The sequence below is a fragment of the Bradyrhizobium sp. CCGUVB1N3 genome (assembly GCF_024199925.1).
Taxonomy (GTDB): Bacteria; Pseudomonadota; Alphaproteobacteria; order Rhizobiales; family Xanthobacteraceae; genus Bradyrhizobium.
This window is the reverse complement of record NZ_JANADR010000001.1, coordinates 5,892,301-5,916,729: the sequence shown is the minus strand read 5'-3', so window position 1 is coordinate 5,916,729 and position 24,429 is coordinate 5,892,301. Positions and strand designations below refer to the sequence as shown.

The 24,429-nt window shown below is 62.4% G+C and carries 23 protein-coding genes and 1 pseudogene; 15 read left to right on the top strand and 9 right to left on the bottom strand.

Features of this window, described 5'->3' with window-relative positions:
- Nucleotides 1-314: 314 nt before the first annotated feature.
- Nucleotides 315-1,664, bottom strand: a complete 1,350-nt coding sequence (locus tag NLM33_RS28240; protein ID WP_254100946.1) for a DUF2235 domain-containing protein — start codon at nt 1,662-1,664, stop codon at nt 315-317.
- Between the two features lie 221 nt (nt 1,665-1,885).
- A complete protein-coding gene (locus tag NLM33_RS28235; RefSeq protein WP_254100944.1) occupies nt 1,886-2,215 on the bottom strand; it encodes a hypothetical protein in 330 nt (109 codons plus the stop codon).
- 514 nt (nt 2,216-2,729) lie between these two features.
- Between NLM33_RS28235 and NLM33_RS28230 the strand changes: the two genes are divergently transcribed.
- From NLM33_RS28230 to NLM33_RS28220, 3 genes are all read left to right on the top strand, one after another.
- Entirely contained in the window at nt 2,730-3,026 is a 297-nt protein-coding gene (locus tag NLM33_RS28230; RefSeq protein WP_254100942.1) for a hypothetical protein, read from the top strand.
- Between the two features lie 47 nt (nt 3,027-3,073).
- Nucleotides 3,074-3,352 (top strand): DUF1488 domain-containing protein, encoded by a 279-nt coding sequence (locus NLM33_RS28225; protein WP_254100941.1) that lies wholly within the window; start codon nt 3,074-3,076, stop codon nt 3,350-3,352.
- 278 nt (nt 3,353-3,630) lie between these two features.
- Nucleotides 3,631-4,167, top strand: coding sequence for a hypothetical protein (locus tag NLM33_RS28220; RefSeq protein ID WP_254100939.1), 537 nt, complete (start codon nt 3,631-3,633; stop codon nt 4,165-4,167).
- Between the two features lie 137 nt (nt 4,168-4,304).
- Here the strand turns inward: NLM33_RS28220 and ftsZ are convergent, their stop codons facing one another.
- From ftsZ to NLM33_RS28205, 3 genes and pseudogenes are all read right to left on the bottom strand, one after another.
- Nucleotides 4,305-5,561 (bottom strand): cell division protein FtsZ, encoded by a 1,257-nt coding sequence (ftsZ, locus tag NLM33_RS28215; protein ID WP_254100937.1) that lies wholly within the window; start codon nt 5,559-5,561, stop codon nt 4,305-4,307.
- Between the two features lie 52 nt (nt 5,562-5,613).
- Nucleotides 5,614-6,003, bottom strand: coding sequence for a hypothetical protein (locus NLM33_RS28210; protein ID WP_254100935.1), 390 nt, complete (start codon nt 6,001-6,003; stop codon nt 5,614-5,616).
- Between the two features lie 228 nt (nt 6,004-6,231).
- Nucleotides 6,232-6,495 (bottom strand): annotated as a pseudogene (locus NLM33_RS28205) (phospholipase effector Tle1 domain-containing protein); the annotation flags it as partial.
- Nucleotides 6,496-6,577: 82 nt separating this feature from the next.
- Here NLM33_RS28205 and NLM33_RS28200 point away from each other — a divergent pair.
- From NLM33_RS28200 to NLM33_RS28190, 3 genes are all read left to right on the top strand, one after another.
- The gene (locus tag NLM33_RS28200; RefSeq protein WP_254100933.1) at nt 6,578-7,267 is read left to right on the top strand and encodes a bifunctional 2-polyprenyl-6-hydroxyphenol methylase/3-demethylubiquinol 3-O-methyltransferase UbiG; all 690 of its coding nucleotides are present in this window, start codon (nt 6,578-6,580) and stop codon (nt 7,265-7,267) included.
- 122 nt (nt 7,268-7,389) lie between these two features.
- Nucleotides 7,390-8,091: an SIR2 family protein gene (locus NLM33_RS28195; protein ID WP_254100930.1), complete on the top strand. Its 702-nt coding sequence runs from the start codon at nt 7,390-7,392 to the stop codon at nt 8,089-8,091.
- Between the two features lie 2 nt (nt 8,092-8,093).
- Nucleotides 8,094-8,741 (top strand): non-canonical purine NTP pyrophosphatase, encoded by a 648-nt coding sequence (locus NLM33_RS28190; RefSeq protein WP_254100928.1) that lies wholly within the window; start codon nt 8,094-8,096, stop codon nt 8,739-8,741.
- Here the strand turns inward: NLM33_RS28190 and NLM33_RS28185 are convergent.
- Both NLM33_RS28185 and rpmB read right to left on the bottom strand, forming a co-directional pair.
- Nucleotides 8,736-10,409 (bottom strand): HTH domain-containing protein, encoded by a 1,674-nt coding sequence (locus NLM33_RS28185; RefSeq protein ID WP_254100926.1) that lies wholly within the window; start codon nt 10,407-10,409, stop codon nt 8,736-8,738. The two genes, NLM33_RS28190 and NLM33_RS28185, sit on opposite strands and share 6 nt — an antisense overlap.
- 224 nt (nt 10,410-10,633) lie before the next feature.
- The gene (gene rpmB / locus NLM33_RS28180; RefSeq protein WP_254100924.1) at nt 10,634-10,942 is read right to left on the bottom strand and encodes a 50S ribosomal protein L28; all 309 of its coding nucleotides are present in this window, start codon (nt 10,940-10,942) and stop codon (nt 10,634-10,636) included.
- Between the two features lie 558 nt (nt 10,943-11,500).
- Between rpmB and NLM33_RS28175 the strand changes: the two genes are divergently transcribed.
- The 9 genes from NLM33_RS28175 (at nt 11,501) to NLM33_RS28135 (ending at nt 22,568) form a co-directional block, all read left to right on the top strand.
- Nucleotides 11,501-12,301 (top strand): DUF3108 domain-containing protein, encoded by an 801-nt coding sequence (locus tag NLM33_RS28175; protein ID WP_254105903.1) that lies wholly within the window; start codon nt 11,501-11,503, stop codon nt 12,299-12,301.
- Between the two features lie 852 nt (nt 12,302-13,153).
- Nucleotides 13,154-16,534: a helicase-related protein gene (locus NLM33_RS28170; RefSeq protein WP_254100922.1), complete on the top strand. Its 3,381-nt coding sequence runs from the start codon at nt 13,154-13,156 to the stop codon at nt 16,532-16,534.
- A gap of 21 nt (nt 16,535-16,555) precedes the next feature.
- On the top strand, nt 16,556-16,810 hold the full coding sequence (locus tag NLM33_RS28165; RefSeq protein ID WP_256570610.1) for an RNA-binding S4 domain-containing protein: 255 nt from the start codon (nt 16,556-16,558) through the stop codon (nt 16,808-16,810).
- Nucleotides 16,811-16,945: 135 nt separating this feature from the next.
- Nucleotides 16,946-17,284, top strand: a complete 339-nt coding sequence (fdxA, locus tag NLM33_RS28160; protein ID WP_254100918.1) for a ferredoxin FdxA — start codon at nt 16,946-16,948, stop codon at nt 17,282-17,284.
- 346 nt (nt 17,285-17,630) lie between these two features.
- On the top strand, nt 17,631-18,458 hold the full coding sequence (locus tag NLM33_RS28155; RefSeq protein WP_254100916.1) for a CarD family transcriptional regulator: 828 nt from the start codon (nt 17,631-17,633) through the stop codon (nt 18,456-18,458).
- Nucleotides 18,459-18,730: 272 nt separating this feature from the next.
- A complete protein-coding gene (locus tag NLM33_RS28150) occupies nt 18,731-19,993 on the top strand; it encodes a GTP cyclohydrolase II (protein WP_254100914.1) in 1,263 nt (420 codons plus the stop codon).
- Nucleotides 19,994-20,001: 8 nt separating this feature from the next.
- Nucleotides 20,002-21,240: a URC4/urg3 family protein gene (locus NLM33_RS28145; protein ID WP_254100912.1), complete on the top strand. Its 1,239-nt coding sequence runs from the start codon at nt 20,002-20,004 to the stop codon at nt 21,238-21,240.
- 54 nt (nt 21,241-21,294) lie between these two features.
- Nucleotides 21,295-21,924, top strand: a complete 630-nt coding sequence (upp, locus tag NLM33_RS28140) for a uracil phosphoribosyltransferase (RefSeq protein WP_254100910.1) — start codon at nt 21,295-21,297, stop codon at nt 21,922-21,924.
- Between the two features lie 170 nt (nt 21,925-22,094).
- Entirely contained in the window at nt 22,095-22,568 is a 474-nt protein-coding gene (locus tag NLM33_RS28135; RefSeq protein ID WP_254100908.1) for a cytochrome c family protein, read from the top strand.
- Between the two features lie 98 nt (nt 22,569-22,666).
- Here NLM33_RS28135 and NLM33_RS28130 read toward each other — a convergent pair whose 3' ends face one another.
- Both NLM33_RS28130 and NLM33_RS28125 read right to left on the bottom strand, forming a co-directional pair.
- The gene (locus NLM33_RS28130; protein ID WP_254100906.1) at nt 22,667-23,506 is read right to left on the bottom strand and encodes a DUF1194 domain-containing protein; all 840 of its coding nucleotides are present in this window, start codon (nt 23,504-23,506) and stop codon (nt 22,667-22,669) included.
- A gap of 240 nt (nt 23,507-23,746) precedes the next feature.
- Entirely contained in the window at nt 23,747-24,034 is a 288-nt protein-coding gene (locus NLM33_RS28125; RefSeq protein WP_254100904.1) for a hypothetical protein, read from the bottom strand.
- Between the last annotated feature and the right edge of the window lie 395 nt (nt 24,035-24,429).

The following is a 24,429-nucleotide window of genomic DNA, read 5'->3' as shown; positions in this document are numbered from 1 at the left end:
GTCGCACCATCACGCTAACCCTTCCGTAAGAATTTTAGCGATTCCTCGATGCGATTCAGGAAGCGTTAGCCACGCGTGGCTGCGCTCTGCTCCTCTCGCCCCGCGGCGCGCTCTCGTCCCCTCTCCCCTTGCGGGAGAGGGTGGCTCGCCGCAAAGCGGCGAGACGGGTGAGGGGTATCTGTCCGCGGGCGAAGCTGTTGCATGTGAGTTCGCGGAAGCAACCCCTCATCCGCCTTGCCTTCGGCAAGGCACCTTCTCCCGCAAGGGGAGAAGGGAACGCAGCGTGCTCACCTTACGCCGCACACCTCGCCCCCTCACGCCGCCTCCACCGTCGTCGGCTTCTCCGGCGCGACCGGCATCGGCACGGTGACGAAATCCTTCGGCAGATTCACCGGCCTGTAGTCCGGCAAATCAGCCATCCGCTGCACCACGCTCTCATGCACATGCGCGCCTTCGGGGATGAGGCGCGGCTCGCAGTCGGGGATGTAGAAGCCGAAATAGACCTGCCGCTCCGGCCATTCCTTGTACTTCGCGCTCTTCGGAATGTATTCGAGCACGCGCCAGGCAGCCGTCATCGAATTGTGCATCTGGCCCTTCACATCGGGCGCCACGTAACTGAACGGGCTGTTCTTGCGCTGGACGCCCCAGGCGAGCTGGTTCACCGTGCGCGGGTTGAAGTTGAGCCCCGCCTTGCTCGCCTCGTCGATCATCCACAGCAGCGGATATTTCGATAAGCTACTGCCGGTTTCGGCATAGCCGCCGCCGACGTCGCAATGCACGCCGGCAAAATACACCTGCAAAATGTCCTGCGGCTCCTTCTTGTCATCAGGCACGAAGCGGTTGCTCCAGAACTGCTGCGGCTCCATCCATTCCTTGAGGCGGAACATGCAGCGCTGCTCGTCGATCGCGATCGCCTGCCGGAAGATCTTCACGCTCGGGTTCTGCAGCGTGAACGCCAGCTCCTCCAGGCTCGGCCAGTACAGCCGGTCCGGCCGCGGCACGATCACGCTCGCCACCGTGTCCCACACGCCGATGAAGCGGATCGTCGGCCAGCGCGAGGAGGTGATGCGCGCGAACTGCGCGGCGAGATCGAAGCGGTCGACCGGCAGCGGCCCGTCCTCGTCGGCGCCCGCATCCGTCAGCGCGCTGAGATCGTTGCCCTCGCCCGTTCCGGAATATTGCTTGTAGGCGATCAGCCCCGAGCCTGCGAGGTTCGCCTGCTCCGGCGAGATCAGGCCGATTTTGTGGATCAGCCCCGCCAGCACCCGCACGGTATAGGCACCGCGCGAGAAGCCGAACAGATAGATCTGGTCGCCCGGCGCGTAATGCTCGACCAGGAAGCCATAGGCCGCGAGCACGTTGTCGTCGAGCCCATAGCCGGTGGCGAGCCCCAGCACCAGATTGATGTTGGCCTTCAGCCGGTGCCACGTCGAAGGCTCCGTGACCGTGCCGACGCCGGGATCATAGAACACCAGCTGCCGCGGCCGCGTCTTGTCGGTCTTGCGCAGGCAGCGATACAGCTTGAGCACATTGGAGATGTTCTCCGAGATCTCGTTGCCGGTGCCGTCGCAGCAGATGACGATGTTCTTCGGTTCGTTCCTGGGTGCCGTCGTGTGTTCGTTCCTGGGTTCGTTCTTAGTTTCGTTTTTGGCCTCGTGCTCCATCGAAGCGTCCCCTCCGGCAATGCTACCGGGGCGAGTATAGCGGAAAAGCGGCGGAGGTAGGACGATGTCGGTACGCGCGAAGGTGTGCTCCCTCTCCCGTTCTTACGGGGGCGCGACGCGCTTCGCTCGCGCTGAGCGGGTTGGGGTGAGGAGCTGCTTCCGCAAACACGGTTACAGCGAGACTCGCGGAGAGCCCCCCTTACCCGGCTGCCTGGGGTTCACTACTTCTTCTTGGTCGGGCCGAAGTCCGGCTGCCAGGCGACGTCCTTGCGGCTGGGCGCGGCGGCGATCACCTTGGCCTTCTCCTTCTTCGGCTTCTTGACTTCACGATTGCTGCGTTGCTGGCCCTTTGCCATGGCGCTGTCCTCCCGTGGTGTTTTGAGCTCGTCCAGTTCGTCCGATTGCAGCACCCGTCCCCGCGGCGTGCAGACCCTCACGTCCATGTAGCCTTCGCGCAGCAGCTTCCTTGCGAGCCGGAGCGCGACCGCGGCCGTGCCGCGGCCGAGATTGGAGCTGCCGTATTCATTGGTCCCGCTGACCAGATATGGCACGCGACTTGTCCTGGCCATTGACGACGGCGGCTCCGGGCAAAAGAACAAGAACGAGAAGCAGAAGAAACGACGATCACTGTCGGCACGATCCAAGCCGGCACGATCCAAGCCGGCACGATCCAAGTCGGCAGGATCCACGTCGGACGATCCACTCCGCCGCCCGGAACGCGCTCCTGCTTGTCAGGCGGCGGGAGCGCAAATCACCCTCAATCACCGGTCGATGCCGTCGACAAATGCGATGATATCCGAGCCTACGCCCGCGGCCGGCGAATAGCGAGCGCTAAAACGCGCGCGTGAGCCCCCGTCATCGTAACGCTGTCCGCCTGCACGGCGCGCGCGACAAGGCAATGGCTATTCGCATTGAATGGGCGCATGTTCGGATATCAGCGGCGGTTGGGGTCCTCTCGCGAAAGGCGCAGCGCATCGATGCGAGCACTGGCGATGCAGCAGTCGCCGGTGCGGATGGCTTCGGTGCGAGTTGGTCCGATGACAGTTCTGCCAATGAGGGGTCTTGATGTCTGACGAGCCGGTCGATCTCGACAAGCACCGCGGCATGGCCGCCCAGAAGGCGACCGGGCTGCGCCGCGCGCTGGCGGAGGTCGAAAACAATCTCAGGGAGCTGCGCGAGCGCGAGGCCGATCTCGAAAGTCGTCTGCTGACCGTTCCGGCCGCCTCGTGGCCGGAGGCGGCGGCGAAGGCGCGCTACGTGCTCAACCTCTACGCCGCGAGCCTGCCGGCCGACGACACCCGGCACCGCGCGCTGGTGGCGGCGCTGTTCGACGATTTCGCCCGGCTCTCGGGGGAGGGCTGAAGCGAACCCGGCCGTCGGGCGATATTGATGTTCAAGGGAGTTGGCCCATGACGCTCACGAGCGGCCGCTATATCGGCCACGAATACGACCGGATGATCGTGCGGTTCTCTATGCAGGACGGGCCCAGGGAGATTCCGTGCGCGATCTCGACCTCCGCGATGGACTCTCTCGAGCGCGGCCCGCAGGTCCGCCCCGAACAGCGCGAAGCGCAGTTCATCCGCCTGCGCGACCGCATCGAGGCGTGCGCCGCAAGCAAATATCGCGCGACGGAGTTCGAGGGCACCCCGCCGGGGATCGTGCTGCGGAGCATTGATTTTCGGGGTTAGGGGTGGGGCGAGTATGGCGGAATTGGATGGCAGCGAGCATCGGCTGTTGAAATTAACCGCTTGTTAACCATGCGGTCGCCTAATGCGGACGATTGGGGGTCACCATGTCGGCCCATGTGATGCGACCGAAGTTGATGCCTGGCTTGGCCGATCCGGCCATTCGTTCGGCTGCCACGCTGGCGGTTCGCGCCAAGGCTGTCTTGCGTAGCAACAAGGCTGTCTTGCGTAGCAAAAAGGCTGTCTTTCGGAGCAAAACGGCTGTCCTACGGAGCAAACCAATGTTCGGAAAGGACGACTTAGTGGACAATCTCAGCCGCGATCTCGATCGCGTGCGCGGACGGCGCGATGCACTTGCATCCGAAGCCACGACCCTGACGGCTCAGATCGCCGAACTTGAAGCCCGCCTTTCGGAGGAGAAAAAAAGGCGGGAACGGGATCGCGTTTTGGGCGAAATCGAAGCGATAAGAACGCGAATCACACAAGCTGCCAGCGCGTTTGCACCTGTCGTCGATGGTCTCTGCAAGGCGATCGAGCCGGCTGCGGCAGTTATGCCCGAGGCTCGCGAGCTCAATAGTTTTCTAGTGTCGGTGGCGACCGAAATCGACAGCGTGCTCGATCCGCTGTTGCGCGGACTGGATCAGCGCGCGGATGCGGTGCGGGTTGGACAGGCTGAACTGGACCTCCCGATTTCGGCCAGCGAGGCGCCCATCGAGCCGCCAAAAGACAACAACGATCGCCTGCTTCGTTTCCCAGCGTGGTTGTCTCGCGACAAGGAGGCGGAAAAAAGGGACGATCCGCGCAGCACGGCAGCGTGAAGGATCGGCACACGGCGCGCCTTAAACTCCGCCGTCGTCCCTGCCTTCGCCGGGACGACGGCTAGGTTGTTGCTGCGTCGCGTAGCAGCGGTCCATTTCAGGCATTGGAGACAAGCAACTCCGCTTCCTGCCACCGCTCAGCTGGCGGTGCGGCGCAGGAAGGCTGGGATATCGAGAATGCCGTCGTCGGTCGAATTGCGCGGCGAGGAGCGGCCGTAAGGATCGAGCGGCCGAGGAGCCGCGTGGCGCGCATATTCCGGAGTAGGCCTTGGCGGTTGCCCCACGTTGTGGCGGGCCTCCGGCCGGAGCGGCGGGCTCTCCAATTGCGGGAGGGGTGCACTGCGCTCGATGCGATCGGCGATGCGGCGGCTGTCGTTGCGCAGCCTGCCGGCGAGCTGCGTGAGTAAGCTTTCCACCGGCGGCTGTTGCGCCGGGTCGAGATTATCGATTCCGGTCGCCACCACCGAGACGCGGACGATGCCTTCGAGGCTCTCGTCAAAGGACGCGCCGACGATGATGTTGGCGTCCGGATCGGCCTCATCGCGAATGCGGGTCGCCGCTTCGTCGACTTCGTACAGCATGAGATCCTTGCCGCCGGTGATGGAGATGATGAGGCCACTGGCGCGCTTGATCGATGGGTTCTCGATCAATGGATTGGAAATCGCGGCCACCGCGGCGGCGAGCACGCGCTTCTCGCCGGACGCCTCGCCCCGTCCCATCATGGCCTTGCCCTTCTCCTTCATGACGGAGAGAACGTCGGCAAAATCGAGATTGATCAGGCCTTCCTTGACGATGAGGTCGCTGATGCAGGCCACGCCCGAATAAAGCACCTGGTCGGCAAGGGCGAAGGCGTCGGCGAATGTGGTCTTCTCGCTGGCCACGCGGAACAGGTTCTGGTTCGGGATGATCAGCAGGGTGTCGACTGTCTTGAGCAACTCGTCGATGCCGGCTTCGGCAGAGCGCATGCGGCGCTGGCCCTCGAAGTAGAATGGCTTGGTGACCACGCCGATCGTGAGAATGCCGAGCTCGCGCGCGGTCCTGGCTATGATAGGCGCAGCCCCGGTGCCGGTACCGCCGCCCATGCCAGCCGTCACGAACACCATGTGTGCGCCGGTCAATTGATCGCGGATCGTATCGATGGCCTCTTCGGCTGCGGCGCGTCCCAATTCGGGCTGCGAGCCGGCGCCAAGGCCTTGGGTCACGTGGGTGCCGAGCTGGATGAGTCGCTTGGCCTTCGACATGGCAAGCGCCTGCGCGTCGGTATTGGCGACGACGAACTCGACCCCCTGCAGCCCGGCCGTGATCATGTTGTTGACGGCATTGCCGCCGGCGCCGCCGACTCCAAACACGACGATGCGCGCCCTCATTTCGTGAATATCGGTGTTGCCAGCCATTCTTCCCTCGCGTTGGTCCGGCAAGCCGGGGATTTGAGAAAACTATCGCGTGCTACCTGCAAGCCGCGCGGTCTGATTGCACGATGGAAGCGGCCAGACGTCCCAAGCGAAGCGCGGCCTGTCCCGCGAGCGAGCCGCCGGCCCGGCGGCCGGTCCGCAAATCCGCCACTTCATCTTCCAATCGTGCCGCCCACTCATTGGCTGCTCTCGTCTCGGCCGCCGCCTGCAGCAGCTCGACGGCCAGGCGATCGGCACGCTCGCGCTCGCGCTCGAAATCCGCCCTGTAGCCGGCTGCCTTTGCTTCGAGCCGCGCGATCTCCGCCTTGAACGCCTCGCTCCTGAATGCCTCGATCTTTGCCATGGAGACGGCGATGGGGTCCGCCTGGCGGCGACCGAGTCGCGGGCGGGGCCTGTAGCGGAGTTCGGAGAAATCGACGCTCACCCGAGCCTTGCGATCATCCGACCGCGAGCGCGGCAACCGGCGCCGCCTGGCAAGCGAACGAGCGGCCTCCCGCGAGATGTTGAGGCGGGCGCCTAGCTCGGCATACGTCAACAACTCAACGGACATCGGCTGTCTTCCTGGATTGAACCGGGGAGGCATTTCGGGCTGATGATGGCTGGACGATGACTTGAGGCTAGGCTGCGTTGGTTAATGGACGGTTAACGCGCGAGCGAGCCCGGGCACCGGATTGATGTTGGCCTTCCGGGGGTGCCACGTCGTCGGCTCCGTGGCCGTCCCGACCCCGGGATCATAGAACCACCAGCTGCAGCGGCCGCGTCTTCTCGGTCTTGTGCAGGCAGCGATACAGCTTGAGCACATTGGAGATGTTCTCGGAGATCTCGTTGCCCCGTCGCAGCAGATGACGACGTTCTTGGGTGCGGTTTGTGGTTTCGTTCTTGGCTTCGTGCTCCATCGAAGCGTCCACTCGGTGATGCTGCCGGGGCGCGTATAGCGCAAACAGCGCCAACGGCACTATGGCGCCAGTCAGCTAGGTGGGGATTCAAGCAACCAGTGATTGCGCAAAGGTGTCGATATTCATAAGCTGTGCGTCTTTTTTAGTAGACCATACTGCGGGCTTATGACGGGCGACAGCAAATCTGGCGGTTACGACGAAGGCTATACGGCCTGCGACTGTTTCTGGGGAACGTCCCCTGGTTCATTAATAGCGTCGTTCATTGAAGAGCATCGGGATCTTCGCGGGATGCGCGTGCTCGACCTCGGCTGCGGTGAGGGGAAGAACGCCGCAGCGTTTGCTCGGTGTGGTGCAAGCGTAATAGCCGTTGATTGCTCCGCCAAGGCCATAAGCAATGGACAGCGAGCATTTCAAGATTTGCGGATTGAATGGCTCGTTTCTGATGCACTCACTTACCTGGCCAAGAAGGAGCTCTTTGATGTCGTTGTTCTGTATGGCCTCGCACACTGTCTCTCTTCCCCTGAACAAATGTCGTCACTCCTCCAAACGGCCTTACAGAGGACGCACGTCAACGGACTTCATTTTCTAGTTTCATTCAACGATGGTCCGCATGATCTGTCGGCCCATCCGAACTTTTCACCGACCCTGATGCCCCACTCATTCTATGTTGACCAGTACCGGGGGCAGTCGATCCTACTCGAGTCAAATTCCATCATTCATGAGGTCCATCCCCATAATGGCATTCCTCATTTCCATAGCCTTACTCGTCTGCTGGTGAGGAAAAATCAATGAATTGTCCTCTCGATCTGCGGAGATTGTATCGCGATAGGCGCGTGGTCCCATTTGTTGGTGCCGGGGCCTCAATGTCAGTCACTTGGGGAGGAGGAACGAAGAGAGGGCCATCATGGGAGGCAATGGTGGATCAAGCAGCCGCGCTGATCGGCTGCAACGAGGCAAACTTGCTTCGCCTCCGCGGCAATGATCTTCAGATACTTGAGTACTTCAAAATTTTGAATCGCGAACTCGCGCCGTTAACGAATTGGCTGTCGTTGCAGTTTTCGGAAGCGACGGATGCGGACATCCTTGCTTCACCAATACATTCAGAGTTGGTGCAGTTGGATCGTTGCAGTCTCTACTACACGACAAACTATGATGACTTCATCGAGCGGGCCCTAAAGAAGAGTCGGCGAAATACTCACATCGTGTCCGGCGAGCACACCATCGCTCACGATAGGTCCGTGGTCGAGGTTGTGAAATTTCACGGAGACTTCAACAACCCGAAAGAGATGGTGGTTTCGGAATCGCAATACATGGAACGAATGCGACTCGAAAGCCCAATGGACTTCAAGCTGCGCGGGGACATTCTTGGAAGAGCTGTTCTTTTCATCGGATATAGCTTTCGTGATCCAAACGTAAACTACATCTTTCACATCGTTAATCGGCTATTCGCCGATCTGCCCAACTCCTCTAGTGGAAGAAGAGCATACATAATTCTCCCAGAGCCTTCTGAGTTCGAGCGACGATTGTTCAATGAGCGCAATATTGAAGTCATACCGGTAGGTGCTGAGGATATATCGGCGAACGTGGCTGCAATACTTCACGGCATGAGAAGTTAGAGATGAGCCATTCTCCCATACAGGTCGCCTACTGCTCTTGGAGTGATTTCAAGAAGGAGGAATGGGCGTTAGCGAAGGATATAATTGAGCTTGAGCCGACCGGCAAAAAGCTTGGCGAGCTCTTCGACGTTCGCTTTCGGAAAGTGGCGACGACCGAGCCGCTTCTGTGCGATCTCGTGGCAATGGTGAAATTCAAAGTCGAATCAGCGTACCGGCAGATTCAGGTCCCTTGTATCGTGGAACATGCCGGCCTGATTTTGGAAGGGTTCGAAGCTAAATCCTTTCCAGGCGGACTTACTCAGCCAATGTGGGATTCGCTTGCGCCGGAGCAATTCGTGGCCGCCTGCTCGACTCTTACCAGTCGGGCCATTGCGCGAGCTGTCGTCGGATATTGCGACGGGCTGAACGTCCACACATTTGTCGGGGAAGCGCAGGGCTCTCTGAGTAACATCGCAAGAGGAACGAGAGAATTTTATTGGGATACTATCTTCTGCCCGGATGGCTTTGGTGGAAAGACCTATGCAGAGATCGTCAAGGACGATCGTTCCGGTCTCAGCGATAAGTTGGCCGTCTCGCAGTCGATCAAAGCGCTCAAGGAATTTATGCGGTACCGACTAGCGGCCGAGCCGCCATTGTTTCCCACGTTATGAACGCATCCTCGGTAAGAGTTCATCCAGTGTTCGACGAAAGGCTTCCATGCCAAATGAGTTATAGATGTATGCATTAGCTCGGCGCCCGAGGCTTGATATCTCTGCTTCAACAGGGGCGTCGTAGACCCTCAGAAAGTCACGATAGCTGAATTTCAGTGTCCCCGCTTCTCTCGCCCGGTACATATCAAAGGCGACGTCGGGCGGCGTCTGAACAAAGAGTAGGCCAACTCCGCCAGGACAAAGTTTCTCAAGGTGTTCGAATGTGTCGAGGTTCCGAATGCCATCGATAATCGCACGGGTCCCGCTGTTGCGGTCGATCTGGTTGGCGATTGCCTCTGCCAGCTTTTGGGTGCCGCCTTCCGCGCTAATGAATCGGTAGGCCCTCGCTTGAAATTCTTCTCGTCCGATCTCGGCGATAGGAGGTGAGCCCATTAGCTCACGGACCAGATCTCCCGTCCTGACGAGGGAGCAATGAAGGCGCTGGCTCAAATAGTTAGCAGTCTCTGATTTTCCTGATCCAATTCTGCCTGCGACGACTAGGACGCGATCATTTGCCAAACGAGAGTTGTTGAGTATCTCAAACCTCGCTCTCGCAAAAAGAGTAGAAGGATAGAAGCGCCGAAGACAAAGTTGGGACCAATACTCGAAATCCGTTATGTCAACTTTGTCCGCAGAAAGGTCTATCCATCCGAGCCCCTTGATCGACGAGTCACCCTTTTGCAGCTTCTTGGCGATGTTCCAATCTGGGAGCCACGCTCGGTAGACAACCGCAACGTGCCTCCGCCCAACCTCCGAAGAATCGTCGTTCAAGACGCCGAGGCATTCTAACGGAACGCGTTGGAAGAGATCTATAGTTGCCTTATCTGTAAGGCCCGCTTCGGTCGAAACCTTGCGTTTCTGTCGGGGCAACTCCGGTAGAAAGAGTTCTTCCGCTAGCTCGCGGCGGCCACAGGCGGACAATCCGAAGTCAGTACGGGACAACATGTCTAAGTCGGCAGCGCTTACGTGGCCGCCAAAGCCGATGCATTTTGACCCTCTCAGGAACTCGGCTGCTCGACTAAGATAGGATCGTTTAAAAAACAGAAGGCGCTGTCCGCACTGAACCAGCACGTAGGTTATGAACTGCTTTGCGTCGTTGTAGACCTCGGCTTGGGATCGTCCAAGGTAAACAGTTGTCCTTTCGCTGAGTAGTTGGCCCAATATTGGGGCGGTGTCCGTGTCGATCCCCTGAAACGTCAGCACATCGCGAAAAGCGGACTCGGGAACGCAAAGAACTTCCTCGCGCGGCGTGCGAAGAGTCCGACGTTCAGCCACATATTCCGATTGGATTTCGCCGGTTGCCATACCGAGTTCGCTGTTTGGCGAACCTAGTGAAGTGCGCAGAGTGAAGCGTCCCCGACCAGTGCGGACAAACCTGGAATCAGCTTTCCTCTGCAAGATGTCGATGCTGAGCCGAGCCTGCATGGATTTCTGAGGCGTGCGTCCCATCACATGGTCGCCAAAGAGTCCGTGCTCGACCCCCCGATCGACGATCTCGCTTGCGCTAAGTGGGACACGAGACTTGCTCAACACAATCTCCGCGACACGAAGATAGGTCTGTCGCTCGCCCTCGACGTGGTCGTCGAGTTGATTGTGCACGGCAACCGTTTGCTTTTGGTAACTATGCATCAGGAAGATACGCTTCCGCTTGGCAGACGCTTAAGGCTACCTCTTGAAAGCTAAACTATTTGAAGCCTTTGGCTCAGTTTTACCCCGGACCTAGTCGCGACGCTAGGATGCGTGCCCAAACAAAAACGGCCGGATCTCTCGACCCGGCCGTCACTCAAACTCAACGCTTTTAAAGCTACGCCACGCGACGCTTACGCGTGCCCCCGGCCCAGCTCTTAGATCTCTTAGCTCGCCTTCTTGACCGGCGCAGCGCCGCCGACCTTCTTCTGGATCGCGCGCTTCAGCTCGAGGGCGCGCGGCGACAGGACGTCGGCCTTGGCCTTGAGCAGGAAGGCATCGAGGCCGCCATTGTGGTCGACGCTCTTGACCGCGTTGGTGGAGACGCGCAGGCGCACGTTGCGCTCGAGGGCTTCGCTGATGAAGGTCACGTTGACGAGATTCGGCAGGAAGCGGCGCTTGGTCTTGATGTTGGAGTGGCTGACCTTGTGGCCAGTCTGGGGGCCCTTGGCCGTCAGTTCGCAGCGGCGAGACATGTTAAAAACCCTTATCCTTTCCCCCAGCGATTTGCGGCGGCCATTCGGGGCGCCACGGGGGTTACAAATTCTCTGTCCTTGCAGGGAGCGGGCGGACGTATAGGGGGGAAGGGGCGGGTAGTCAAGGATTTGAGGCAGGTGCTTCGCCTTGCGCCGGTGCCAGTTCCCCCTCTCCCGCTTGCGGGAGAGGGTCGGGGTGAGGGTGCTTCCACGGGCGAGAGCCTTTGAGGTTCGCGGAGGGTGTCCCTGGGCGGAGAGAGCCCTCACCCGGCGCTTCGCGCCGACCTCTCCCGCAAGCGGGAGAGGTTTTCGAGTACGCGGCCGCCACTCACGAAAACGGCAATGATTGAAACGCCTTACCATCACATAAAGGGCGTAATCGGGGCGGAAAGAGAGGCCGGTTCCAGGCGGACGGGCGCGGATTGCTCGACGCTGACATTGTTTGCCGCCGGTTTTGGCTTAAGTAACAGGACTGGCGCACCCGCTGGATTGCAACTGAACGTGATCATGCCTCTTCCTTTCTCGCCCCGGCCGCGTGCCCGCGGCTGGCTGGCCCTGATGGCCTTTTGCGGCCTCGGCTGGGATATGGCGCCTGCGTCGGCGCAGGGGCGGCTCGAGGCGCAGTATGAGGCGACGCTGTCGGGCATTCCGGTCGGCCGTGGCGCCTGGACCATCGACATCCAGGAAGACGTGTTCTCGGCCGCGGCCAGCGGCGGCACCATCGGCATCCTGAAATCCTTCACCGGCGGGTCCGGCACCGGCGCTAGCCAAGGGCGCGTCGTCAACGGCGCCCTCGTTGCCACCGGCTACCAGGCCTCCACCACCACCTCGAAGAAGACCGAGGAGATCCACATCGTCCTCGACAAGGGCAATGTGAAGGAGTTCGGCATCGCGCCCGAGCCGCCGGTCGATCCTGACCGTATCGTCGTCACCGAGGCGCATCGCCGCGGCGTCTGGGATCCGATGACGGCCTCGCTCTTGCGCGTGCCCGGCACCGGCGAGCCGGTGTCGCCGGAGGCCTGCCACTTGGGTGCGCCCGTGTTCGACGGCCGCATGCGCTACGACCTCAAGCTCGATTTCAAGCGCATGGAGAGCGTGAAGGCGGAAAAGGGCTATCGCGGTCCGGTCGTGGTCTGCGCGCTCTATTTCGTGCCGGTCGCCGGCTACATCCCGGATCGCCCGGTCATCAAATACCTCGCTGCTCAGCGCAACATCGAGATCGCCTTCGCCCCCGTGGCGGGCACCCGCATCCTGGTGCCGTTCTGGGTGAAGATCCCGACCCCGCTGGGCCCGGCCATGCTGGAAGCCACCAGCTTCATCACCGCCCCCCAGCCGCCGAAGGTCGCGAAGACGCAGTAGGCGTTGTCATTCCGGGCCCGCGCCTGACGGCGCGTCCCGGAATGACGGTGAGGTAGCGAACCTACTACATATGGTGGGAATTGCCGCCGCGACCGTCTATTCCTACTGTGCATGGGGTTGTTTTCGCAAAAAGTTGCGTGGCGTGTGCGCCGCCGCTTTCACCCTCCCCTGGAGGGGGAGGGTCGGCGCGAAGCGCCGGGGTGGGGTGATCTCTCCGCGCGGGCACTGTTGAGGTGGAGAGACTGTCACCCCACCCCGCTCGCGCTACGCGCGCTCGACCCACGAGCGAGCTACGCTCGTCTCGGACCCCTCCAGGGGAGGGTGAGAGGCGCGACATGAATCCATTTGACTCTCAGTCGATTCTGATTCGACTCCGGTCCGTCCCCAACATTAAGGAACTCGCCCCGAAAACGCCGCTTGTGCCGACGGCCAAAACTCCATCTAGTGCGCCTGAAAACGGCTGGCGCGAGATGTTGCGTGAACGAATCCGGAAGCCAAGGGGAGTCAGCGATTCGGCCGCGATTCGTTCCGGAGTCGTTCCGAAGCTTAAGCGCGAGCGAGAAAGCGTTGCAAAATGAGACAGTTGCGGGGGAAGGTCGGTCCACCTGCTTCGTAGTGTTCGGAGATATGGCTGACATATGAGAGCCCCATCGCCGCCATTTGATCCCCTCACCCTGAGGAGGCCGCGCAGCGGCCGTCTCGAAGGGCGAGGGGCCCGGCTCGCTCCGGAGGCGCAAGGGCGGCACCAGCCGGGCCTGCATCCTTCGAGACGCGCGTGCCGCGCTCCTCAGGATGAGGGGCGAACGAAACGCCACTGACAAACGGCTCAATCACGACTAGCTAATCCCCAGAATGGCCTTTCCTCCCTCCTCCTTCGCTTCCGAGCGCGCGCCTGGCGCCGGCGTCACTGCGGTGCTCGGGCCGACCAACACCGGCAAGACGCATCTCGCCATCGAGCGGATGCTCTCGCATTCGTCCGGCATGATCGGGCTGCCGCTGCGGCTGCTCGCGCGCGAGGTCTATAACAAGATCGCCGATCGCGCCGGTGTCGAGAGCGTCGCGCTCGTCACTGGCGAAGAGAAGATCAAGCCGAGGAACCCGCGCTACTGGGTCTCGACCGTCGAGGCCATGCCGCGCGATCTCGACGTTTCCTTCCTCGCTGTGGACGAAGTGCAGATCGCCTCCGATCTCGAGCGCGGCCACGTCTTCACCGATCGGCTGCTCAACCGTCGCGGCCGCGACGAGACGCTCCTGCTCGGTGCTGCGACGATGCGCCCGATCATCGAGCGGCTATTGCCCGGCGCCTCCATGATCACGCGGCCGCGGCTTTCGAGCCTTGAATTTGCCGGCGACCGCAAGATCACGCGGCAGCCGCGGCGCACCGCGATCGTCGCGTTCTCCGCCGATGAGGTCTATGCGATTGCCGAATTGATCCGCCGCCAGCATGGCGGCGCCGCCGTCGTGCTCGGCTCGCTGTCGCCGCGCACGCGCAATGCGCAGGTCGCAATGTTCCAGAACGGCGACGTCGATTATCTCGTCGCCACCGATGCGATCGGCATGGGCCTCAATCTCGACGTCGATCACGTCGCCTTCGCTTCCGACCGCAAGTTCGACGGCTATCAGTTCCGCCGCCTGACGCCGGCCGAGTTCGCGCAGATCGCGGGCCGCGCCGGCCGCGCCACGCGCAACGGCACGTTCGGAACAACAGGCCGCTGCGCGCCGTTCGAGCCCGAGCTCGTCAATGCGCTGCAGAACCACACCTTCGATGCGGTGAAGGTATTGCAGTGGCGCAACTCGAAGCTCGATTTCTCCTCGCTCGGCGCGCTCCAGGTCTCGCTCAATTTGGCCCCGGGCCATGAGGCGCTGACGCGCGCGCCGATTGCCGAGGACATGCGCGTGCTCGATCACGCCGCCCGCGACGGCGAGGTCCGCGACAAGGCACACGGCAAGGCGGCGGTGGAACGGCTGTGGGAGGCCTGCCAGGTCCCGGATTACCGGAAACTCTCGCCGGCGGCCCATGCCGAGCTCGTCACTACGCTCTACGGCTTCCTGATGAACAAGGGCTGCATCCCCGATTCCTGGTTCGCCGCCCAGGTCGACCAGTCCGACCGTATCGACGGCGACATCGATACGCTGTCGGGCCGGATCGCGCAGATCCGCACCTGGACCTTCGTCGCCAACCGCCCGGACTGGCTGAAAGACCCCGAACGCTGGCAGGGGGTCACGCGGGAGGTCGAAAATAAATTGTCAGATGCGCTCCATGAACGGCTAACAGAGCGTTTCGTTGACCGTCGTACCAGTGTATTGATGCGCCGCCTGCGGGAGAACACGAGCTTGAATACTGAAATCGGCAAGACCGGCGAAGTCATCGTCGAAGGCCACGTCATCGGCCGTCTTGATGGGTTCACCTTTGCACCGGATGCTGCGGAAGCAGGATCTGATGCGAAAGCCTTGCAGGCTGCGGCGCAGGCAGTGCTCGCCGGCGAGATCAATGCGCGCGCCGAGAAGCTGTCCGCCGCACCCGACGAGCAGTTCGTGCTGACCTCGGAAGGCACCATCCGCTGGACCGGCGATGCCGTGGCGCGCCTCGTTGCCGCAGAGGAGGCGCTGCATCCGCGATTGCGCATCATCTCCGACGAGCGCCTCACCGGGGCCCCGCGTGAAAAGGTGCAGGCGCGGCTCGAGCTCTGGCTCAAGACGCATATCGAAAAGCTGCTCGGGCCGATGTTCGAGCTGTCGAAAGCCGAGGACGTCACCGGCATTGCCCGCGGCATCGCCTATCAGCTCGTCGAGGCGCTCGGTGTTCTGGAGCGGCCGAAGATCGCCAATGAGCTGAAGGATCTCGACCAGCCCTCGCGCGCGACCTTGCGCAAATACGGCGTGCGCTTCGGCGCCTATCATCTTTATTTCCCGCAGCTGCTGAAGCCCGCCGGGCGCGCGCTGGCCGCGCTGCTCTGGGCGCTCAAGCATGACAATGTCGATCTCTCGGCGCTGTCGGGCGCGCAGCATCTGGCGAGCTCGGGCCGCACCTCGTTCCCGGCCGACAAGCAGCTGCCCCGCGATGCCTATCGCGTGCTCGGCTACAAGCAGTGCGGCGAGCGCGCCGTGCGCGTCGACATCCTGGAGCGTCTGGCCGATCTGATCCGTCCCGCGCTCGCCTGGCGCGAGGCCTCGCCCGGCGAGAAGCCGGCCGGCGCCTTCGACGGCCGCGGCTTTATCGTGACGCAGGCGATGACCTCGCTCACGGGCTCGGCCGGTGAAGACTTTGCGTCGGTGCTGCGCGCGCTCGGCTATCGCATGGAGAAGCGCGCGCCGCTGCCGCCGAAGCCCGTCGTGGCAGAGACGGTCGCGACCGAGACTCCGCCCGCTGAAGGCACCGCGGAAACGTCGAGCGAGACGGCCGCCGAGGCCGTTGCGGAAGTGCCGGCGGATGACGCGGCGCCTGCCGTTGAGGCGGCGGTCGAGCCTGTTACCGTCGAGGACGCGCCGGGCATGGAGCAGCATGAGGAAGAGCCTCATGCCGAGCCCGCGCTCGAGGCGACGCCCGAGGCGCCGGTCACGCCCGAGGACGCGCCCGGCATCGCGCCGCCCGCGGACGAAGCTGCAACCGTCGAAGCCGCCACCGAGGCTGCGCCGGCCGACGCTGCCGCCGCCGTGGAAGCTGCCGCATCAACTGATGCCGCCGCGCCTGCGGAAGCGGCCCCCGCCGAGCCGCAGCTCGTCGAGGTCTGGCGTCCCGGCGGCCGTCACGAGGATCGCAAGCCGCGCCATGAGCGGCACCGGCCCCGCCATCATCACCAGCCGCGCCCGCAGGAAGGCGCGCAGGCCGCCCCCGCCGAGGGCGAGGCCGCAGCCGCTGATGCCGCAAAGCCCGGCGAGCGTCATCGTCACGGCGGCGGTCGCAAGGACTTCCGCAAGGGCCGCGAAGAGGGTCAAGGCGGCGAGCGCCGCGAGCCGCGTGACGACAAGGGCCGCCGCTTCGAGGGCCAGGAACGTAACAAGGACCGCGACAAGGATCGCGATCGCGGCAAGGGCAAGTTCGGTGATCGTGACGGCGGCCGTGGTCGTGACCGCGACAAGGGCCGCGATCGCCGCGACCGCGAATCCGGTCCCTCGCATCGCCCCTACGCCTCCAGCGCTTCCCCGCGCGAGCGCGATCGGCCGATCGATCCGAACTCGCCCTTCGCAAAGCTCGCCGCGCTGAAAGAGCAGCTCGCCGGCCGCAAGGAGTAGCCCACGACCGAGCGTCAGCGGATCGACAAATGGCTGTGGCATGCGCGGGTGGTGAAGGCGCGCACCTCGGCGGCCGAACTCGTCGAAAGCGGCCATGTCCGCGTCAACGGCGTGCGCGAGACCTCGCCCGGGCATGCGATCAAGATCGGCGACGTCCTGACCATCGCGCTCGATCGAACCGTGCGGGTCATGAAGGTGGTCGCCTTCAACGAGCGGCGCGGCGACGCAAATTCGGCGCGCGTGCTGTATGAGGAGTTGAACGAGCGCAAAGCGTAATTAATTGCGCTTGTTGTTCACTTCTTGGCTGAAGACTTGCGAAAACCAGTCATGTTCGGCCGTTCCCGATCTTGCGGCGTGGGTGTTTACGCGCTACGCAAGCCGCGAATTTGAGAGAGCTTTTCGGAGCGTTGGATGACTTACGTCGTCACTGAAAACTGCATCAAGTGCAAGTACACCGACTGCGTCGAGGTCTGCCCGGTAGATTGCTTCTACGAGGGCGAGAACATGCTGGTCATTCACCCCGACGAATGCATCGATTGCGGCGTGTGCGAGCCGGAATGTCCGGCGGACGCCATCAAGCCGGACACGGAACCCGGCCTCGAAAAGTGGCTGGAAGTGAACGCCGAATTCGCCAAGAGCTGGCCGAACATCACCCAGAAGAAAGATTCGCCGGAGGACGCGAAGGAATTCGACGGCAAGGAAGGCAAGTTTGAGAAATATTTTTCTCAAAAGCCCGGTTCTGGGGACTAACTCGGGTCAAACTTAACCCTAATACCTTAGTCAGCGCTGGAAACAGGCCCAAAAACCCCTAAATCATTGATTTTTGCGGGAAATGTGCTATATTGGGCACATTAAGCCGAACCCCGTCAGCCCCGTTGGCCCCTCTGGGTTCCCGTGAAACCTCATGTCGAACAGGGGCGTGGCAGTTTTCCGCGCGCAGGCTGTGTCACAGAAAACGCGTAAAAAGAGTACTTCTGCTAAGGCGTCCCATAAGGATGCCAAAAAAGTCGCCGCGGCCAGCCGTAGCGCATCCGCATCCAAGGGTCGTGCCGCGACTAAGCACACGGCTGCAAAGTCCTCTAAGAAAAGAAGCGCAATGTCTAACAAGACTGCCAAGCCGGCCGCGAAAGCGACCGTTTCCAAGCCCGCGGCTGCCAAGGCTGCGGTCAAGCCTGCAGTGAAAGCTCCTGTTGCCGCCGCGCCCAAGGCGCCCGTCGCCGCCAAGGCTCCTCCCGTCAAGGCCCCCGTCGCTGCCGCCAAGCCCGCCGTGAAGCCGGCTGCCGCTGCGCCGAAGGTCGAGGAAAAGAAGGTCGTGACCCAGCGCCAGGGCTTCAAGGCCAATGAATTCGTCGTTTATCCCGCTCACGGCGTCGGCCAGATCCTGGCCATCGAGGAGCAGGAGATCGCCGGGGCCAAGCTCGAGCTGTTCGTCATCAACTTCATCAAGGACAAGATGACGCTGCGCGTTCCGACGGCCAAGGTCGCCAATGTCGGCATGCGCAAGCTGTCCGAGCCGGCGCTGGTCAAGAGGGCGCTGGAGACCCTCAAGGGCCGCGCCCGCGTCAAGCGCACCATGTGGTCGCGCCGCGCCCAGGAATACGAAGCGAAGATCAATTCGGGCGACATCGTCGCGATCGCGGAAGTCGTGCGCGACCTCTACCGCTCCGAATCGCAGCCCGAGCAGTCCTACTCGGAACGCCAGCTCTATGAAGCGGCGCTCGATCGTCTGTCCCGCGAGATTGCGGTGGTGCAGCACTCGACCGAGACCGAAGCGGTCAAGGAGATCGAGGCGCAGCTCGCCAAGAGCCCGCGCCGCACCAACGCCAAGGCGGAAGCCGCCGAGGGCGAGGCCGATGCGGACACCGAGGGCGATATCGACGATACCGATGGCGACGATACGGCAGTCGCCGACGAGGCCGCGTAAGCAGCAGCTTCGGCTCGCGGCAAGCAAATCCAAAGCCCGGCCGAACGGCCGGGCTTGTTCGTTTTGGTGCGAGGGCAATCGCCCTCGAAGGCATGAATGAAGCAAGGGAGCGGGCGGCCCGATCGTCCTGGATGCGCAACGAACATCTAGCGAACAGGTCTGTCAGCCCTTATGTTGTTCAATTCGGTCGTGAACGGCTTTGTCATGACCGCACGGTAGGATGGTCCAGGCCCGTCTGATAGGCGGGCCGTTGGCTTTATGGGAGCCCGGTGATGAGCCGCTCGAACCGTACCGAACATATCCGCCTCACCTCCCATCCGGAGCCGGGCGGCAAGGCGGCCTTCCCGATCCAGTGGGGTGCAGCGGATGCGCGCGCGCGGGGGCCGATCGTCGGCACGGTGTCGCGCTCGCGAGCCCAGGACCGCAACGTCATCGGCAGCCATGGCGGCTCCTACGCCGTCTATCGCGCGCTCGCGGTCTCCGCCGGCGCGCTCGATCCGATCCGGCGTCCCGATCTCACCAACACGTTTCCGGCCGCGACCATCGGGCCGTTCCCGCAATGGAGCGATCCCGCCAAGATCGTCGCGCTCGATCCGTGGGGGCATCTCGTCGCCGAGAATTTCCGGAAAGAAATTGCCGAGGGCGCCGATATCCGGCCGAGCATCGCGGTGACGCGCGCACGGCTGGACCTGCCGGAGATCCGCGAGGCACTGGCCGCCAAGCGGCTGAAGCCGGACGGCGAGGTCGTGCATGCCAATGGCAGCGTGTCGGTGGTGAAGATCGCGATCGATCCGGTCTGGTATCTGCCGGGCGTTGCCGTGCGTTTCGGCACCAGCGAGACCGAGCTGCGGCGAACCCTGTTCGAGCAGACCGCCGGCATGTTCCCCGAGCTCGTGACGCGGCCCGACATGAAGGTGTTCCTGCCGCCAATCGGCGGCACCACGGTCTATCTGTTCGGCGACGTGACCAAGCTGCCCGATCATCGCACCAGGATCACCTGCCGCGTGCACGACGAATGCAACGGCTCCGACGTGTTCGGCTCCGACATCTGCACCTGCCGGCCCTACCTCATTCACGGCATCGAGGAATGCGCGCGCGGCGCGCAGGAGGGCGGGCTCGGGCTCGTCGTCTACAACCGCAAGGAGGGGCGGGCGCTCGGCGAGGTCACGAAATTCCTGGTTTACAATGCGCGCAAGCGCCAGGAGGACGGCGACGCAGCCGCCGCCTATTTCGAGCGGACCGAATGCGTCGCCGGCGTGCAGGACGCGCGCTTCCAGCAACTGATGCCCGACACGATCCATTGGCTCGGCTTGAAGCGCATCGATCGCTTCCTGTCGATGAGCGACATGAAGTATGACGCGCTCACGGGGCAGGGCATCGATATCATCGAGCGCGTGCCGATCCCGCTGGAGCTCATTCCGGCCGATGCGCATGTCGAAATCGCCGCCAAGAAGGCGGCCGGATATTACGCCGAAGAGATTCCGACAGCGAAGGATTTGACCGACACGGTCGGACGCTCGCTGGAGAAATATTGAGTTACGTGATGGCGGCGGCCACAGAACGAGAGGCCCGATCGCTGCTCTCGGCGGAGGCGGTTCGCGCGCGCGCCGCGCAGATGCTCGACATCGGCCTCGACGACGGACTGACGCATTTCACGGTTCATCTCGATCGCATGGACGCTGTCGTGGATGCCGTGCTCGCGGTCACGCGACGGTCCTATCCTGCGCTGGATATTCCCTTTCACGCGCGGTGGCGGCACTTCGTCCTCGGCGGCGTCGACCGCTGGTCGCGCCTCGCGGACACCGTGTCCTGGCCGGATCGCGCCGCGCGGGCGCGCGCCGAATTCGATCTCGCCATCGTCAGCGTGCTGCTGGATGCGGGCGCGGGCGCTGCCTGGCGCTACCGCGATGCCATGACGGGGCAGGACATCGGCCGCTCCGAGGGGCTTGCGCTGGCAAGCCTCGACATGTTCGCAGCCGGCGCATTTTCCGGTGACCCGCGCTCTCCCTTCCGCGTCGATGCGGATGTGATCGCGCAACTCCCGCTCGCGCGGCTCCAGTCTGGTTTCCAGGTCACGGACAACAATCCGCTGCTCGGCCTCGAGGGACGTACGGATTTGTTGCGGCGCTTGGGACAGCTGGTGGCGTCTCGTCCGCAGGTCTTCGGTACGCATGATCGGCCGCGTCCGGGTGGGTTGTTCGATCATCTCGCGGCACGAGCCGTGAGCGGGGCGATCCCCGCGCCCGTGATTCTTGCCGAAGTGCTGAGCCAGCTCGGACCGATCTGGCCGTCGCGACTCGAGCTCGCCGGCATTGCGCTCGGCGATTGCTGGCGCCATCCCGCGATCAAGGCCGATGATACGACCACAGGTCTCGTGCCCCTGCACAAGCTGTCGCAGTGGCTGAGCTACTCGCTGATCGAACCTTTGCAGCGCGCCGGCTTTGACGTAACCGACATCGACGGCCTCACGGGCCTTGCCGAATACCGCAACGGCGGCCTGTTCGTCGATCACGAGGTGCTCCGCCTGCGCGACGCCGCTGACGCCGAGCATTCGCATGCGGTGGATTCGCTGCTCGTCGTGGAGTGGCGCGCGCTGACAGTCGCGCTGCTCGACCGCCTCGCAGGTCAGGTCCGCGCAAAACTCGGCCGCACACCGGGGTCGTTGCCTCTTGCCAGCATTCTGGAAGGCGGCACCTGGGCCGCGGGCCGGGCCATTGCATTTGCGCGCCGTCCCGACGGCGCGCCGCCGCTCAAGGTGATCAGCGACGGCACGGTTTTCTAGCGCATGGTCCGAACCTGCCGCATTGCGCATCGATAATTTCAGGAGCATCACGTCATGGAAGGCGTCACGATCGTCGATCATCCCCTGGTGCAGCACAAGCTGACGCTGGTGCGCGACAAGTCCATCTCGACAAAATCCTTCCGCGAACTCGTCAAGGAGATCGGGATGCTCCTGTGCTACGAGGTGACGCGCGATCTCCCGCTCTCCGAGGTCGTCGTCGAGACGCCGCTTGCGCGCATGCAGTCGGCCAAGATCGCCGGCAAGAAGCTGGTGTTCGTTCCAGTCCTGCGCGCGGGCACGACGTTCGTCGACGGCATGATGGATCTGGTCCCGACCGCGCGCGTCGCGCATATCGGACTCTATCGCGAACCGCACAGCTTCGCGGCCGTCGAATATTTCTTCAAGTCGCCGTCAGACCTCGGCGAACGGCTCGCGATCGTGGTGACGCCGGTGCTCGCGACGGCCAACACGGCGGTGGCCGCAGTCGACCGGCTGAAGGAGCGCGGCGCGAAGGATATCCGGCTTGCCTGCCTGATCGCTGCGCCCGAAGGCCTCGAGCGGCTTCGCGGCCTGCATCCGGACGTGCCGATCTGGACGGCGGCGATCGATGAAGGGCTCGACGAGCACGGCTACATCCTGCCCGGCCTCGGCGATGCCGGCGATCGCGCTTACGGAACGAGGTAGCGAAACGGGCCGTGGCAATTCGCGCACCGACCAAGACCAGATTCCGAGGAAGCCGGCGGACAATTTCATTTGAATTCCAGTCCTGATCTGCCAATTGCAAGATGCAGGTGGGAAACGGGACTTCGAAGCCGTCGTGAGTCGCACAATCGCTGCGCCAGCGAGGTGATCAAATGAAGCAACCACAGCTCCTGACGCGCCTCGCCTTGCCGAAGTTGCGAGACGCGCGCGTGCAGCACATGGGTTGGGTGGGCGCACTCGCGGCCCTCAGCGGGGTGGTGTACGTGCTGCATTCGCCTTCCCATGGACAGGAGCCGGCGCGAAAGAGTTCGGACACCGCGTCAGGACAACGCGTGTTCAACAATGCATGTCGGACCTGCCACACGATGAAGGACGGCGACAATCGCTTGGGCCCGCATCTGTACAGGATCGTCGGAAGGGAGGCCGGCTCGCTGCCGGATTATAACTACTCTAGCGCGATGAAGGGCGCCAACTTCGCGTGGGACGAAGAAAAGCTCGATCGCTTTATCGCCAATCCGGATGAGCTGGTACCGGGCAACAGCATGAAACCATACAGCGGACTTGCATCTGCGGACGACAGGGCAAAAATAGTCTCCTTCCTGCGATCGGACGCGTCGAGCCAATAGGTCCGCCTTTCACTCGCCCGTCCCCACCGGCTTGTCCCCGGCCATGAGGGGAAATCGCAGCCGAGGCCTGCCCAGCAGAAAATGGCCGTTGCCGATTCTCACCACCGGCTTCGCCTCTCCCATATTTCCTCGCCAATGCCACAGGATACCCTCGGTTCGCTTTCGGCCACCGAGACGATCCGGTACGCCGGCGTCAGGCCGGCGACCTCCATTGCCAGCTTGGTTCGGATTGCCTCCTTGAATTTTTCTCGCTCTCTGATCACCAACATGAACGAGCCTGGGCCTCCAATCACGCAATCCTCGTAATATGAATCGAGGTCATCGATGTCCATCATCGAAACGGCCGTTCGCTTCATCATGATTGGCAGGCCGTTGATCGTGATACCCTTCTCCAGCGCCGCATTGCGCGCCACAGTCACGGGGGCACCCTCGTTGTTCGCGCCATCGCCGGAAATATCGATCACACGTCGCAGCCCGTGATAACGATCTTGGTCGAACAGCGGTACTGCAAAGCGGATCGCGCCGGAAATTGACGTGCGGGAGCCTCGGCGAACCGGCGTCTTCATGATCTCAGCGGCCAGTGCATCTGCTGATTCCGGGCCGTCGATGAGCCTCCAGGGCACGATGATCTTCTGATCATCCGATGCCGACCACTCGAAATAGGTCACGGCCAACCTCTTGCTCGGCCCGGCCTTGAGCGCCTGGAGAAATTCCTTGGAGGTGACGGCCTGCGCATAACCTTCGCGCTGGACGACAAGTTCGTCCTCATCCATCGAATAGGAGACATCAACAGCAATGACGAGCTCGACATCGACGGATGACGGGGCATCCTTGTCGATCAATTGAAGCCCGAGATTGCCGACGGCAGTACTGGCGACGTTGCCTCCAGCGAGAGAGCCTGCGATCAGCACCCTCAGGAGCCAGGCATACTTGCGCATGGCAGTCCTCGTTTCGGGTTGTGCTCACATGCGGGCGCTTCAGGCACCGCGCACCAAAGTCCAGTTGATTGCGGAGACGTAGACAACCAGTCACTGTGTGTCGAAAAGGCGCACCGGACTTTTCGTTGCCGCCGCCCGGACAAAATGAGGTCCGAGGCGGCTCCTGAAATCATGCTTTCGTCAAAATGGCATCGGCAAAGCTGAGTCTGGTAGCGGGATGCTGATCCGCAGGCCGCGCTACTACCGCGCAGAGAACCCGACCGTAGTCAGTTTCGGCGCCTTCTCCTGCGCGATCATGCTCCGGCGCGGAGTCAGGACAGCGACCTGGTGGGGAGAAGCGGGCATGCCGGCAAACTCCAGCATGGGGGCGGGAGACTGCTCTTGAACCCCGGATGCGCCCATCACCGCAACCTGGTGCCACGTGATCGGAAAGCCCGTGAGTTCAAAGCTTGGAAGTTCTGCTGCCCTCGCAGAGAAGCCGACTACCATCGCCGGCCCAATCGCAGCCATTAAGAACATCTTCTTCATGGCAATCTCCTTCCGTCGACTATGTACGAAACGTGAACCAGCTCACATCCCGCCTCGACAAATTGCAGTATGCTATTTTCCTGCGCACCGTAACTTGCCAGACTAACAAACGAACGGCAGATCTTCTTGGTCAATTGCGAACGGTGGTGGCGAACTGGGGTACGCGAATTGTCAACACGCTCGGATTGTGGTTCGGGTGAATAATTTGCCGACTGGGTGTTGATCGAAGGAGTGACCCACGTGGCTCTGCGAATCTATTCAGTCAGCGGATGCCTCGAAGCTCTCCCGGAGTGGAGTACCACCCGATGCGAACGACCACAGGGTATCTTGTCAGCATCTCACGCCTCGAATCCGCTCTTGCTTTGCGAGGTGTCGAGACACGTCTGAGGTCGAAG

Bases quoted from the DNA above. Each gene is read 5' to 3' on its own strand.
- ftsZ (WP_254100937.1), bottom strand. From the start codon at position 5,561: ATGGCTGGCAACACCGATATTCACGAAATGAGGGCGCGCATCGTCGTG.
- NLM33_RS28125 (WP_254100904.1), bottom strand. From the start codon at position 24,034: ATGAAGAAGATGTTCTTAATGGCTGCGATTGGGCCGGCGATGGTAGTC.
- NLM33_RS28240 (WP_254100946.1), bottom strand. From the start codon at position 1,664: ATGGAGCACGAGGCCAAAAACGAAACTAAGAACGAACCCAGGAACGAA.
- rpmB (WP_254100924.1), bottom strand. From the start codon at position 10,942: ATGTCTCGCCGCTGCGAACTGACGGCCAAGGGCCCCCAGACTGGCCAC.
- fdxA (WP_254100918.1), top strand. From the start codon at position 16,946: ATGACTTACGTCGTCACTGAAAACTGCATCAAGTGCAAGTACACCGAC.
- NLM33_RS28225 (WP_254100941.1), top strand. From the start codon at position 3,074: ATGACGCTCACGAGCGGCCGCTATATCGGCCACGAATACGACCGGATG.
- NLM33_RS28190 (WP_254100928.1), top strand. From the start codon at position 8,094: ATGAGCCATTCTCCCATACAGGTCGCCTACTGCTCTTGGAGTGATTTC.
- NLM33_RS28145 (WP_254100912.1), top strand. From the start codon at position 20,002: ATGGCGGCGGCCACAGAACGAGAGGCCCGATCGCTGCTCTCGGCGGAG.
- upp (WP_254100910.1), top strand. From the start codon at position 21,295: ATGGAAGGCGTCACGATCGTCGATCATCCCCTGGTGCAGCACAAGCTG.
- NLM33_RS28195 (WP_254100930.1), top strand. From the start codon at position 7,390: ATGGTGGATCAAGCAGCCGCGCTGATCGGCTGCAACGAGGCAAACTTG.
- NLM33_RS28170 (WP_254100922.1), top strand. From the start codon at position 13,154: ATGGCCTTTCCTCCCTCCTCCTTCGCTTCCGAGCGCGCGCCTGGCGCC.
- NLM33_RS28175 (WP_254105903.1), top strand. From the start codon at position 11,501: ATGGCCTTTTGCGGCCTCGGCTGGGATATGGCGCCTGCGTCGGCGCAG.
- NLM33_RS28130 (WP_254100906.1), bottom strand. From the start codon at position 23,506: ATGCGCAAGTATGCCTGGCTCCTGAGGGTGCTGATCGCAGGCTCTCTC.
- NLM33_RS28220 (WP_254100939.1), top strand. From the start codon at position 3,631: ATGTTCGGAAAGGACGACTTAGTGGACAATCTCAGCCGCGATCTCGAT.
- NLM33_RS28150 (WP_254100914.1), top strand. From the start codon at position 18,731: ATGAGCCGCTCGAACCGTACCGAACATATCCGCCTCACCTCCCATCCG.
- NLM33_RS28155 (WP_254100916.1), top strand. From the start codon at position 17,631: ATGTCTAACAAGACTGCCAAGCCGGCCGCGAAAGCGACCGTTTCCAAG.
- NLM33_RS28135 (WP_254100908.1), top strand. From the start codon at position 22,095: ATGAAGCAACCACAGCTCCTGACGCGCCTCGCCTTGCCGAAGTTGCGA.
- NLM33_RS28230 (WP_254100942.1), top strand. From the start codon at position 2,730: ATGTCTGACGAGCCGGTCGATCTCGACAAGCACCGCGGCATGGCCGCC.
- NLM33_RS28185 (WP_254100926.1), bottom strand. From the start codon at position 10,409: ATGCATAGTTACCAAAAGCAAACGGTTGCCGTGCACAATCAACTCGAC.